This window comes from Paenibacillus sp. LBL, from assembly GCF_029893715.1.
Classification (GTDB): Bacteria; Bacillota; Bacilli; order Paenibacillales; family Paenibacillaceae; genus Paenibacillus_AQ; species Paenibacillus_AQ glucanolyticus.
The window spans coordinates 23578-37148 of sequence record NZ_JARXYU010000027.1 but is presented as its reverse complement, the minus strand read 5'-3'; the positions used below and the strand labels follow the sequence as shown (position 1 = coordinate 37148).

Here is a 13571-nt window from a genome sequence, read left to right as displayed (position 1 = left end):
CCGCCTCTGTCCTATTTTTCAAGCTATGAGAAACCGGGCTTCACTCCCAATCCGGATACAGATCGGTTCGGCGGTCACGCCAAGTCGTTACAGAGCCTTTCTCCCGCACTTGATACAGTAAATCCAGATCGAGATCCGCGGTAATGAGCATATCATGGTTCAGCTCGCCCTCAGCCAGCAGACCTTGGGGCGGGAACGGAATGTCGTTCGGCGTAATGATAGCCGCCTGTCCGAAGTTCGCGCGCATCAGATCCACGGTGGGCAGCGAGCCTACCGTACCGGTCAGCACCACGTAGACTTGATTCTCAATGGCGCGAGCATGGCTCGTGTACCGCACACGATGGAACCCATGTCGGTCATCCGTGCAGGATGGACAGAAAATGACGTCAGCCCCTTTGGCCTTGGCCATCCGTACAATCTCAGGGAATTCAATGTCATAACAGGTCAGCATCGCAATGGTGCCTTTGTCTGTCTCAAACACTTCAAGCCCCTCGCCTGCCCCCATATTCCATCCGGAGATCTCCGAAGGCGTAATATGGATCTTGGCCTGCTCCGCGATGCGGCCGTCCGGATAAAACAGATGCGCCACATTGTACAGTTTCCCTTCACGACGAATGACGTGGGTTCCCCCAATGATATGAATGTTATATTGCTTCGCAAAGCCTTGGAACAGCTCACGGTATCGGTCTGTGAAATCCGGAAGATCATGGATCGTTAATGCTTTGCCCTGATCGTCCCCGATGGACATCAGCTGTGTTGTAAAAAATTCCGGAAACAGCACAAAATCGGCTTCAAATTCCTCCGCCGTCCGAATGTAATGCTCCGACTGATGGGCAAAATCGTCAAAGGATTGAATGGTGTGCAGATGATATTGCACGGCAGAAACGCGAAATTTCATGCTTTTCCTCCTTATAAATGGTTAGATGCCTTCATTATATCGGATTCCGGGCTCCGAGAACATGAGAACATCAAGTCGGCCCCTTCTGGAAACCCTAGTTATGACGGGAACGTCCGAAAACACGCCGAAACGGTTATCCAAGGCGTCACCTGTATCAAATAAAGTTTGATTTTATGAAAAAATACGCGTCATTCATACCCACACTTAACAATTGTCCTGTATACTGTCGTATGTAAGCCCTTGGTCACACTATGAATCTCAGCCCTTACAAGCATACACGGCAGTCATGACTGGCCCTATGGCAAGCTGCCAGCTTACAAAATTATAATGTGAGGTGTTCTGTTCACAATGATTACTCGTTCGATGGATTGGCTTCAGCAACATGACCACCTTATCTTCCGCTGGTTAAACCGCAAGATCAGCAACAAAACGGTGGATTCGATGCTCGCGCTGGTCACCCATATGGGGGGTGCTATCTTTACCATTGTGCTAACACTTTCGATAGCGTTTTTTGCACCGGAGCCGTGGAATACGATGGGATGGCAGAGCTTTATTGCACTGTCCCTCAGCTTTCTGGTTACGGCCCTCATCAAAAGAAAGATGCGGCGCATCAGGCCTTACCTGGCTTTAGAGCAAGTACGGTTTGAGAAAAAACCGATGAAGGATCATTCGTTTCCTTCGGGACACTCCACGGCCATATTTTCTATTGTTACCCCTTTTCTATTCATAACACCGTGGCTGTCATTACTCTTGATCCTGCTGGCGCTTACGGTCAGCCTGTCACGCATTTATCTCGGCTTTCATTATCCTTCGGATTGCCTTGCCGGCTGTTTTGTCGGAACCACTTCGGCTCTGCTCATCGTACTCAGTTAAAAGAAACCATGCATTCCCAACTGGCCACTGCGGCGGCCCATGATGGGAGGCGTGGTTTTTTTATGTTGTCCATAGGCAGTACCCGTTATCAAGTAAGCATTCCTCGTCCCCATCATTCTAAGACTCCAAGGCAGAACTTATCGCTCGCTTCCCATGCGCTTTCACTACAAATCCTTAGAAACTCTAAAATAAATTGAACCATTCCAGCTGGTAAATCGTACTAACTAATACATCATAATAAGGAGGTATTTATTCATTGAAGAAAAGACTATCACGGATGCTCGTTACCCTATTCGCCGTCACACTGGTTCTTCCAGCCGGGGTCATGGCAGCAGATAACAGCCAGGTTACCGCCGCTGTCCAGGGCCTGGAGAAAACCGCCGCAGAAAAAGCCAAGCTGCTCACAGAGACTTATGGAACCACAAGCGTCCAATATGCCCTTATCGATAACGGCAATATTACCGTGTCCGGGCAAGCAGGCGTGAACGATATCGAAGGAAAGATTCCGCTGACCCAGGATACGATGTATGGCATCGGCTCCACGAGTAAAATGTTTACCGCCGCTTCGGTGATGAAATTGGTGGATGACGGGAAAATCAATCTGGATACGCCTCTCGTTCAGTACATACCCGAATTCACAATGAAAGACGAGCGCTACAAAAAAATTACGCCGCGCATGCTGCTTAACCATTCCTCCGGACTGCAGGGCTCGAGCCTGAACAATGCATTTCTGTTCGAGGATAACGATGCTCATGCGCATGACACATTATTGAAGCAATTGTCCACCCAAAACCTGAAAGCAGATCCGGGCGCATACTCCGTTTATTGTAATGACGGTTTTACGCTGGCTGAAATTCTGGTGGAAAAAATCAGCGGCAAAAGCTTTACCTCATTCATTCACGAAAATTTCACCGAGCCTTTGGATTTGGATCATACCAAGACATCCCAGGATGAATTGAATTTGAAGCAAATGGCTGGACTTTATTATCCTACTCATCAGGGACAGCTTCCTAACGAAACAATTAACGTCATCGGTACCGGCGGCATCTATTCCACGGCTGAGGATCTCGTTCAATTCGCACAGATCTTCACGGGCGAAGCGGAAGGCATTCTCACCGACAAGTCCATCAAGGCCATGGAACAAGAAGAGTATAGAAAAGGCCTGTGGCCGGCCGACGCCGACAATTCGTTTGATTACGGACTGGGCTGGGACAGCGTCAGACTGTTCCCGTTCAACCAATATGATATGAAAGCCGTGACCAAAGGTGGAGACACCATTCTCTATCACGCCTCTCTCGTTGTCCTTCCAGAGCAAAACATGGCTGCTGCTGTGTTATCCTCGGGTGGTTCCAGCTCCACAAACCAACTGATGGCGAGCGAAATGTTGCTGCACGCACTGAAGGAGAAGGGCACCATTAAGGAATTCAAGCCGGAAAAATCATTCGGCAAACCCGTCAAGGCGGATATGCCTGACGACATCACCAAATACGCCGGGTACTATGGCGTGACTAATCAACAGATGAAAGCCGACATCAAGGATGGCGAACTGTCGATCTCCGTACCTATGGTTCCGGATTATCCGGCAGAGAAATATGTGTACACTGCGGATGGAACATTTGTCAGCGCGGATGGCAGTACGAAGGTCAGCTTCGTAACCGAGAAAAATGACGGGATCTACTTATGGGTAAGGCAATATGTATCCATTCCTGGACTCGGACAGCTTGCCATCTCGCAGTATTCCGCCGAGAAGATGGAAGCGAACCCGCTGTCCAAGGAAACCGCTGCCGCTTGGGCTAAGCGGGAAGGTCAAACCTTCTATCCGTTAAATGAGAAATTCACGTCGCTGATGTACTTCATTATGAAGCCGTCCGTAGAGATCAGCAGCAAGAGTGGTTTGGAAGGTTATATGATCGATAAGAAAATCATCGACCCGGATACCGCAGTAAGCGAGCATCGAGTTCCGGCTATTGGAAGCCGGGATACGTCTGAATTCCGTTTCTATAAGGAAAAAGGCGTGGAGTATCTCGAAGCTGCCGGATCGCTCTTTGTGAGCGAGAAAGACGTTAAGCCCCTTTACAAAGGAAAAAAATCAACCGTTACCCTGCAAGCCGATGGATATGCCAAATGGTACACCGTCTCTGATGCCGTTGCAGGCAAAACGATGACAGTGACGCTGCAGGCACAAGGCGCATTCGCCGTATATGACGAGCAAGGTGCCGTTGTGAACTACACCGTTGCCAGCGGTTCTAACGAAGTGAAGCTCCCTGCCAATGGAACCGTCGTATTTGCCGGTGCCCCGGGCTCGGCGTTCGGTATCACCCTGAAATAAACACAAAAGCAAGCAACCCGATCAGCCGATAGGCTTACATAGGGTTGCTTGCTTTTTTACTGCCATGGGGCGCAGTGAACCTCACAGCCTGTCCATTATCTTTCAGTAAAGACAGCGAGATTGTGAAGCGAAGAATTTAGGCCCTCTTCGTGATCCTCCTGCCGTATGCCCTCAGGAACGTTCTCGCAAACAATCGTCACATCCGTGCCTTCCGCGAGTGCGGTCAACGTCCATGTCATAGTCATCGATCCCCCGTAAGCGGGGTCATCCGACTCGAATTCAAAACACTGCACGATTTTCTGGTTTGGCACCAGCGCCAGGAAGGTACCTTGGACGATATCCGCGCCTTCCGATGATTTGCCAAGGTTCACGCGGTCCGATCCGATATAGTTGAGTATCATTCGATAACTCCCGCCTTCACGTGCATCAAAGCTGTCGATCTGACCTGACATCCCCTCCGGCGGAAGCCACGTTACCCAAGCCCTGGGGTCTGTGAATGCCTGATAAATGGCTTCGGACGATGCCTTAATCAACCTTGAAGCAGAATCCGTTCTCTTCTTGATAGACGAATCGGTCATGAGGTTAACCTCCTTATTAGCGTCTTCACATCTCATCTCCATTAAGTTTATAACATCTGACCCCGGTCCATTTCTTCTCATTTGCTTAATGTGCGGCATACTCCCACACGAAAAAGCAAGCCGAACCCCGATAGCCGCAGGCTTAGATAGGGAGGCTTGCTTTTTCTCCAGCCGAGGGGCGAAGCCTCGGCTGCTCACACACAGGGCTGGCCCACCAGGCGTCCCCGCAGGGGTGCCTTCCGAGGGGGCCACGCCCATACGAAAAAGCAAGCCGAACCCGATAGCCATAGGCTTAGATAGGGGAGGCTTGCTTTTTCTCTTCCAGCCGAGGGGCGAAGCCTCGGCTGCTCACACACAGGGCTGGCCCACCAGGCGTCCCCGCAGGGGTGCCTTCCGAGGGGGCCACGCCCGTACGAAAAAGCAAGCCGAACCCCGATAGCCGTAGGCTTAGATAGGGGAGGCTTGCTTTTTCTTCTCCAGCCGAGGGGCGAAGCCTCGGCCACCAACGGGCGCTGTTAAGGCCACGAGGGCGTCCCCGCTAGGGGAGCCCGAGATTGGCCGGGCCCAAGCTCGAGCCCCTCTCAGATCCTCACATCAGCACCGAACACCAAAGTTCCGGGTGTCCAGAGGGCAGCGCCCTTGGGGCCCTCCCTGGCAGGGAGGGTTTGGGTGGGTGGAATCCCCCCCTACTTAACAAACCCCAGCAGCATCTCACGGATCAGCTTCGCAGCTACGATCTGGGTCTGCTCGGACGGATCATAGATGGGTGCCACTTCCACGAGATCGCAGCCGACAACGTTCACGCCGGAGTTTGCAATCAGATGCACGGCTTCCAGCAGCTCTTTCGATGTGATGCCGCCCGCCTCTGCCGTTCCGGTGCCCGGTGCGGCCGATGGATCCAGCACATCGATATCGATGGTCACGTAGACCGGACGGTTGCCCATGGAAGGCAAAGCTTCCTTAAGGGGCGCAGCCACCTCGAACGGGTAGAAGTTGATGTTCTCGCGTCCGTATTGGAACTCCTCACGGGAGCCGGAACGGATGCCGAACTGATAGATGTTCTTGCCGCCCATGATGCCTGCCGCCTTGCGGACCGGTGTGGAGTGGGACAACGGCTCTCCCTCATAATGCTCACGAAGGTCGGCATGCGCATCGATATGAATCAGAATGAGATCAGGGTACTTCTCGTACACCTTCTGAATGATCGGCCAAGATACGAGATGCTCCCCGCCGAGTCCGATCGGGAACTTCCCGTCATCCAGCAGTTTGCCTACATAGTCGCCAATCACTTCAAGGCTGCGGCCTGCGTTGCCGAAAGGCAGCATCAGGTCGCCTGCATCGAAATAGGTCATATCTTCAATGCTTTTATCCAAGTAAGGGCTGTATTCCTCCAGACCAACGGACGCCTGGCGAATACGGGCAGGACCAAAACGGGAGCCGGGACGGTAGCTAACCGTAAAATCCATCGGCATACCGTAAATAACGGCCTTGGACCCTTCATAATCCTCGGAGCTCAGAATAAACACGTTGCCGGAGTAACCTTGATCCAGTTTCATCAGTTTATACGGCCTCCTTATTTCACCAAGTCTTCAACGAATTTCGGCAGCACGAATGCGGCTTTGTGCAGACGAGGGGAATAGTATTTCGTATCCATCTCATCAATGGTGGACTCGTCCACTTCAAGCGGATCGTACGTTTTGCTGCCCATCGTAAAGGTCCACAGACCGCTCGGATAGGTTGGAATGTTCGCTCCATACACGCGCACGATCGGGAAGATTTCCTTCACGTCTCGGTTAACCTGCTGAATCAGGTCCGCCTTGAACCAAGGGTTGTCCGTTTGCGCTACGAAAATACCGTCTTCCTTCAGCGCCTCGTAGATTCCTTGATAGAATCCGCGCTCAAACAACGGAGCAGCCGGGCCCACAGGCTCTGTGGAATCTACCATAATAACGTCATATTCGTTCTTATGCTCAATAATGTGCATATATCCATCGTTAACCAGCACTTCAACCTTCGGATCGTCCAGCTTGCCGGCAATCTCGGGGAGGTACTGCTTCGAGTATTCAATGACTTTTCCATCGATTTCAACAAGTACAGCTTTCTCTACGCCCGGGTGCTTGATCACTTCGCGAATGACACCGCCGTCTCCGCCGCCGACAACAAGAACCTTCTTCGGATTTGGATGCGTGTTCAGTGCGGGGTGAGCGACCATCTCATGATAGACGAATTCGTCCTTGATCGTAGTCATGACCATGCCGTCCAGGACGAGCATGCGTCCAAATTCCTCGGTATCGATCATATCCAGTTGTTGAAACTCCGTCTTCTCATGTACAAACGTTTCCCGTATTTTCGCCGTAATGCCGAAAGTCGGCGTTTGTTTCTCCGTGTACCATAATTCCATCGTCTCTACCTTCTTTCCGCTAGAATAATGTTCAGCCGTCCAGATCCAAGCCGTAAAACTTTATTCGGGGCAGATGCCTTTTGCTTACAGTTTCACACTCTTTCTATTGTACCAAACAAATTAGATTATATTAAATCAAGCCCAAATTGCAACCAAAAGTTCCTGCGCATTAAAATCAAGACCATATCCTGGTCGTGTCATATGAATATCCTGCCCTTTCCAGCCCCATACTGTATAGAAAAGGAAGACGGCCAAGGAGAATGTAAACTCATCTTTTCAACCTTGGCATCCTCTGCTCTCAAACCTTACAAAAAGGACTGGAAGGAGACCCCCCATGCCGGGACAAAAAAAATCACCCAAGCGCAAACGTCGTTTCGTCCGGCTTGCTACATTTCTGTTTGTGCTCCTTGGCCTATCCATCATCGCCGGCGGCATTCTGCTCGCCTATTTATTTATAACGCCGCTGCCCGTCGCGGAAACATCCCGCTACTCGCGTCTGCTCGACAGTCAGGGAGATTTGATCGCCACCTTCTCTACTACGGGACACACATCCGAGCAGGTAAACCTGGCTGATATATCTCCCCTTCTGGTCCAGGCAACTTTGGCGGTAGAGGACCGGAAGTTCTACGATCATCCGGGGTTTGATGTAAAAGGCATGGCCAGGGCCGTCCTGGTGAACCTGCAGCATATGGATCGCAAACAGGGAGCAAGCACATTAACCCAACAGCTCGCACGAAACTTATACCTATCTCATGAGAAAACGTGGACACGCAAACTCAAGGAGGCCAAATTCACCGCCCAGCTTGAGATGAAATATACCAAAGATCAGATACTCGAAATGTACCTGAACGAGATTTATTACGGCCACGGTGCTTATGGGATCGAGTCGGCGTCACAGCTGTACTTTGGCAAATCTGCAAAAAAACTGACCTTGGCCGAAAGCGCCCTGCTTGCCGGTATTCCAAAAGGGCCAACGTATTACTCACCCTACAATCATATGGACAATGCAGTCAAAAGACAGCATATCGTCCTGAACGCCATGGCGGAGACCGGATTTATTACGGAGACCGAAGCCGATAAAGCAGCCACAGCCAAGCTCGCCTTGCTGCCCCAGGACCGACAGGAGAACAAGGTGATTGCTTCCTACTTTCGCGACTACGTCCACGGTCTTGTCACCAAGCAGCTCAACATGACGGAGAAGCAGCTCGAACAAGGCGGTCTTAACATTTATACGACCCTGGATCCTCAGGCACAAAAGGCTGCGGAAGAGGCCGTAGCGGAGGGCATGGACAGCAAGAGCGAGCTGGAGACGGCACTCGTATCCATCGACCCGCGGACCGGCCATATCAAAGCCATGGTTGGCGGCAAGAACTATCGCGAGAATCAATACAACCATGCGCTGGCTAAAACAAGGCAGCCTGGATCGGCTTTTAAGCCCATCATGTATTTAACCGCCATTGCATCCAAAGAGATGACAAGCACCAGCGTGTTTAACAGCCAGCCGACCCTATTTCATTATGATAACAATCGAAAAACCTACCAGCCCAGCAACTTTGGCGATAAGTATCTAGGGGAAATTCCGATGCGGGAAGCCATCGCCGCTTCGGACAATATATATGCTGTGAACACCATCATGCAGATTGGACCGGACAAAGTCGCTGACATGGCGAAAAAAATGGGCATCACAAGCCCGCTGGAGCCTGTCCCTTCCCTTGCTCTGGGCACCTCGCCTGTCAGCCCTTTGGAGATGGCCTCCGCCTACGCTGTCATGGCTAATAACGGTACTCGGGTCTCACCGGTCGCCGTACTGAGCATTACCGATGCGGCTGGCCGCAGCTTATATACAGCTCCGGAAGCTGCGGGGGAACAAATTGTTGAGCCCTCGGCAGCTTATGTGATGACACGCATGATGGAGGGCGTATTCGAGACCGGAGGAACGGGTAACCGCGTCTCTACTCTAATGAAGCGACCGGTCGCCGGGAAGACGGGTACAACCGACTCCGATGCCTGGCTTGTCGGGTATACCCCGGAGCTGTCTACCGCGGTATGGGTTGGATATGACAAGGGACGGGAAATCAGCAAAATTGACGGACGGCGGGCAGCCCCTATTTTTGCGCAGTATACGGAGACCGCACTGGAGAACGTGCCGCCCAAGATTTTTCCGATCCCGGATGACGTCATCAGCGCGTATATCGATCCGACGACAGGCAAGCTTGCAGGCTCTGATTGTCCCGATAAAATTCTGGAGGTATTCGTGAAGGGTACGGAGCCTACCGAATATTGTGGCGAGCACGGCAGTGGAGAGGCCCCGAAGAAAGCCAACCCTGCAGATGCTGCCGAGAAACAGGAGGAACGTTCCTGGTGGCAGGATTTTAAACGATGGTGGGTTGAGTAACACCAGAAACAACGCCATGCCCCAAAAAAACAGCAGGCTCTATCCCGGTAATCCCGAGAGAAAAGCCTGCTGTTTTTCATTTATTGCATATGTAAATACAACCCGTTAAAAGCCCGTGATATATCCGATCATGGAGTTGCCCAGTATGACGATCACGAGCATCACTGCGACATAAACCAGCAGAATCGCGTACAGTGGATCCAAACCGCCAACCATTCTTCTCTTATAGCTAGTCATGACCAATAGCGGTACGGTCATCAGGGTGCTAATGAAGGAAAGAAGGATGATCACTTTCGATATATCTCCATTCAGGAACAGGAACAGTAGGCTGACAACATAGAGCATAAGGAATAGTGTCAGCAAAGTGCCGAACCTGGCCATCACTTCCTTGAGCTTCACGGCCGGGTTAAACGACAGCTTGACCGCAGCGTAAGTAAAAACATTCAACAGGAACATAAATAATGCGATCCAAATGACAGGCTTAACGACAAGCTCGGCAAAGGCCCCCGCAGGCAAACCCTGCAGTTCATGGTGAAGCGTTGCATATATCGTGAGCGGAAGCAGCAGAACATACAGCAGCATGGATACCATCGCGTTTAAGAACTGACTGCTGTCTGTGGCGACAGCCGCGCTGAACGGATGTTTGATCCCCTTAAGAAAGTATTCCCCATAGAGCTGTCCATACAACTTCAAGCTGGTCCAATAAGGATTCGGTTCCTCTTCTGCCTCTTCCCCATGCTGCCGACCTGCCGTTTGAAATGGAATGTCGGGCGGGGTATACACCGGCAGTGCGGGCTCTCCTTGGTTCGTCTGAGGTCTATCCCCTTTGCTGCTTACGCTTGTTCTATTGATGCTGTATACTTCCGATGCCGCCGCTTGCTCTTTCATGGCAGCAAAAACGGGTGACTCCTCGATAATCAGCCTTGCCCCACACTTCTTGCAATACTTCCCCTCTCCCGTTTCATATCGACATATTGGACAAGTCATACTCCTGCCTCCCCTGTTTATACACATCCGCAAATAGAAGGATAGGTATTCGATTATGTACACATTCGAGTCGAAACGATGGCCTAGCCCGCTTAAGATGTGATGAGTTTATGTAGCGCTGGGCCGCAGGTTAACTTCTTGTGTGAATTTACATCTTTTTGCTAATAGTATAAGTTGGCCTGTAATGAAATGGAAGGATTTTCTGAAAAGAGACGATGCACCTAACTGCTGCAGTTGTTCATACTATAGAGCTTGCAGATTTATTCTTAGACTGTGAAGCACTCGTGAACAATCAAACATTCGTTTGAATATAGTGTGGAAATCGGGTATATTATGATTAACAATCAAATAAACGTTTGAATATATAAAGTAAAGAGCACTTATTGCTCCTCATTCAAGGAGGTTGTTTTTTATGAATGCCCGAACCATGAACGAAGAAGTCTCTCTTGAGCTGTGCGAAATAGAATGTCCTTCCACTGAAAGGGTTGCCTTGTTAAAAGACACGATCTCTGACGATGACATGAGCGGCATGGCGGAGATCTTCAAGGCCTTGGCAGACCCCACACGAGTTAAAGTGGCCTATATGCTGGATCGAGGTGGCGAGCTATGTGTCTGCGATGTGGCTGAGGTGCTTGGAAGCTCTACGGCAACAGCCTCCCATCATCTGCGCACGCTGAAGAACAAAGATATCGCCAAGTCCCGCAAAGCCGGGAAAAATGTATACTATTCCCTTAAAGACGATCATATCCGGACATTGCTTCATATGACGCTGGAGCATCAGAAGGAGAAGATGTAGATGAGCGCGAACCATCCTCAGCTTTCCAAATCATCTCCTGGCGCAAGTAACAGCCCACTTATTGAATATCGGGTTCAAGGCCTCTCTTGTCCCAACTGCACACGTGAGATGCAGGAAGAGATCCAGAAGCTGGACCACGGGGACAACGCCCGCCTGAGTTTCAACAGCGGGAAGCTGATCCTCTCCCCCCATGTGGATCTATACCAGGTAGAGACCATTCTGAAAAGTGACGGCGCCCGTATCGTTCATGCCCCCCTGTCAGCCTCTTCGGATGCTGATGCGGACACTCATGACCCTTCATCCCATCAGCATCAACCGTCACATGAGCATGACCACGGTCATGCTCATGTGCAAAGTCATGGCGGCGATGGAAAAATGAAGTGGCTGCTAACCATCTCGGCTGTTTTTTATCTGCTGACCTTTATATTGGAAGGTAACGTTGCCGAGCCGGTTGTAATCGCATTGTATGCAGGTGCCATGATTCTGAGCGGATATACAACGTTCTTGCGCGGGCTGCGCAACCTGACCCGCTTCAAATTCAATATGGACACCCTGATGACCGTTGCACTCATTGGTGCTGTCATTATTGGGGAATGGCGGGAAGCCACGCTGGTTGCCATTCTGTTCGGCCTCAACGAGCTACTGGAAGGCTACGGCATGAATCGGGCCCGGCAATCGATGGAGGCGCTGCTGGCCGCGGCACCGAAGGAAGCCGAGCTGTGGAAAGACGGTCAGGCCAAGCTGGTACCGATCACAAGCCTCTCTCCCGGTGATGTGGTCCGGGTAAGACCAGGCGAGAAAATTCCTTCCGACGGTGCCATATCCCAAGGAACCGGCGCTGTCAACGAGGCTGCCATTACGGGAGAATCCGTGCCTGTAACGAAACGGGAAGGCGATGCTGTCTACGGTGGCAGTGTAAGCACCGATGGTTTGCTTTACATCGCGATTTCGAAGGCCTACGAGGATTCTTCCCTTGCCAAGATCATGCATCTGGTACAGGAAGCGCAGGACAGCAAGACACCAACGGAGCTTTTTATTGATAAATTCGCTAAATATTATACGCCCGCCATCATGTTGATTGCGTTGGCCGTGACGCTGATTCCACCCTTATTGCTGAATCAGCCCTGGATGACCTGGATCTACCAGGGTCTGTCCATTCTGATCGTGGGATGTCCTTGTTCACTCGTGCTTTCCTCACCCATTGCACTTGTCAGCGGTATGACCCGTGCAGCACGCAACGGTATCCTGATCAAAGGCGGGGTCCATCTTGAGCAGCTTGGCCGGCTGGAAGCCATCGCTTTTGACAAGACAGGAACGCTGACCAAGGGTGAGCCGGCGGTCTATGCGGAAACGGTATACGATGAGAATAAATTCTATGGTGTTATCGGCGCACTGGAGCAGTCCTCTCTCCATCCGCTAGCCAAGGCCGTCATGAAACATCTGGAGATCAAGCAGCCGCAGTGCATGTTTAATGAACCTCAGCAGATTACAATTTTGCCGGGCGAAGGGATTCGGGCTGAAATCGGCGGCAACTTATTCTGGGTTGGCAGCGAGGACGTGCTGAGACATGTTCAGGGACAGCAAGAACATATCCGCGCCGTGGAGGAAGACATCCGCCGATTGAAGAGCCAAGGCTACACCATCGTTGCAGCCGTAAGCGAGGAGCGCGTATTAGGTCAATTCGGACTCGCCGATGAGATCAGGCCGGAGACTGCGACTGTCGTTCGCAAGCTTCACGAGGCCGGTATCACCGATACGGTCATGCTGACAGGCGACCATGAGCAGTCCGCACAAACCATTGCGAAGCAGTCCGGGGTTACCCGTGTATTCGCAAGCCTGCTGCCGGAACAAAAGGTTGCCAAGGTCAGGGAGCTTTCTTCCCGTAAAAAAACCGGCATGGTCGGTGATGGCATTAACGATGCCCCTGCGCTGGCGGCGGCCGATCTTGGCATCGCGATGGGCAAAGGAACCGACAGTGCCATTGAAACCGCCGACGTGGTGCTGATGCAGGATCACCTTGGGAAGCTGCCCGGGGCCATCAAAACGGCTAGACGGGTTAATCAGATTATTAAGTGGAATATCGGGCTCTCCCTGTCGCTGAAAGCCATCGCACTGCTGCTCACGATCCCGGGATGGCTGACACTTTGGATTGCGATTATCTCGGACATGGGAGCAACCATTATCGTTACCTTGCTGGGTCTCACCATCCTGCTGGGCAAGGATAAGGAGTTAAAGTCAGGATATTAATAATACCGGAGCTGTATCCCTTGTGGAGCAGCTCCGGTTTTTGTTTTTTCTATCTCTCATTTTTTAC

Annotated in this window: 10 protein-coding genes; 5 read left to right on the top strand and 5 right to left on the bottom strand. The window is 51.4% G+C overall.

Going from position 1 to position 13571, the window contains the following annotated elements; translation table 11 throughout:
- Positions 1-40 precede the first annotated feature (40 nt).
- Positions 41-898 (bottom strand): carbon-nitrogen hydrolase family protein, encoded by an 858-nt coding sequence (locus M2277_RS30055; protein ID WP_036642917.1) that lies wholly within the window; start codon positions 896-898, stop codon positions 41-43.
- Between the two features lie 348 nt (positions 899-1246).
- On the opposite strand from M2277_RS30055, the gene M2277_RS30050 reads away from it, so the two are divergent.
- On the top strand, positions 1247-1771 hold the full coding sequence (locus tag M2277_RS30050; protein WP_006207491.1) for a phosphatase PAP2 family protein: 525 nt from the start codon (positions 1247-1249) through the stop codon (positions 1769-1771).
- Positions 1772-2027: 256 nt separating this feature from the next.
- Complete coding sequence (locus M2277_RS30045; protein ID WP_280756298.1) at positions 2028-4100, top strand: serine hydrolase domain-containing protein; 2073 nt, start codon at positions 2028-2030, stop codon at positions 4098-4100.
- A 95-nt stretch (positions 4101-4195) separates the two neighbouring features.
- On the opposite strand, the gene M2277_RS30040 is transcribed toward M2277_RS30045, so the two are convergent.
- The 3 genes from M2277_RS30040 to speE form a co-directional block, all read right to left on the bottom strand.
- Positions 4196-4678, bottom strand: coding sequence for an SRPBCC family protein (locus M2277_RS30040; RefSeq protein ID WP_280756297.1), 483 nt, complete (start codon positions 4676-4678; stop codon positions 4196-4198).
- A 686-nt stretch (positions 4679-5364) separates the two neighbouring features.
- Positions 5365-6234, bottom strand: a complete 870-nt coding sequence (speB, locus tag M2277_RS30035; protein ID WP_006207488.1) for an agmatinase — start codon at positions 6232-6234, stop codon at positions 5365-5367.
- 17 nt (positions 6235-6251) lie between these two features.
- Positions 6252-7079 carry a polyamine aminopropyltransferase gene (gene speE, locus M2277_RS30030; protein WP_036642913.1) on the bottom strand — a complete coding sequence of 276 codons (828 nt, stop codon included), beginning with the start codon at positions 7077-7079 and terminating at the stop codon, positions 6252-6254.
- A 334-nt stretch (positions 7080-7413) separates the two neighbouring features.
- Here speE and M2277_RS30025 point away from each other — a divergent pair, with 334 nt between their 5' ends.
- Entirely contained in the window at positions 7414-9474 is a 2061-nt protein-coding gene (locus M2277_RS30025) for a transglycosylase domain-containing protein (protein WP_280756296.1), read from the top strand.
- A gap of 105 nt (positions 9475-9579) precedes the next feature.
- Here M2277_RS30025 and M2277_RS30020 read toward each other — a convergent pair whose 3' ends face one another.
- Entirely contained in the window at positions 9580-10461 is an 882-nt protein-coding gene (locus tag M2277_RS30020) for a hypothetical protein (RefSeq protein WP_036642910.1), read from the bottom strand.
- 412 nt (positions 10462-10873) lie between these two features.
- Here M2277_RS30020 and M2277_RS30015 point away from each other — a divergent pair, with 412 nt between their 5' ends.
- Entirely contained in the window at positions 10874-11257 is a 384-nt protein-coding gene (locus M2277_RS30015; RefSeq protein ID WP_006207484.1) for an ArsR/SmtB family transcription factor, read from the top strand.
- Positions 11258-13504, top strand: coding sequence for a heavy metal translocating P-type ATPase (locus M2277_RS30010; RefSeq protein ID WP_280756295.1), 2247 nt, complete (start codon positions 11258-11260; stop codon positions 13502-13504).
- Positions 13505-13571: the final 67 nt, after the last annotated feature.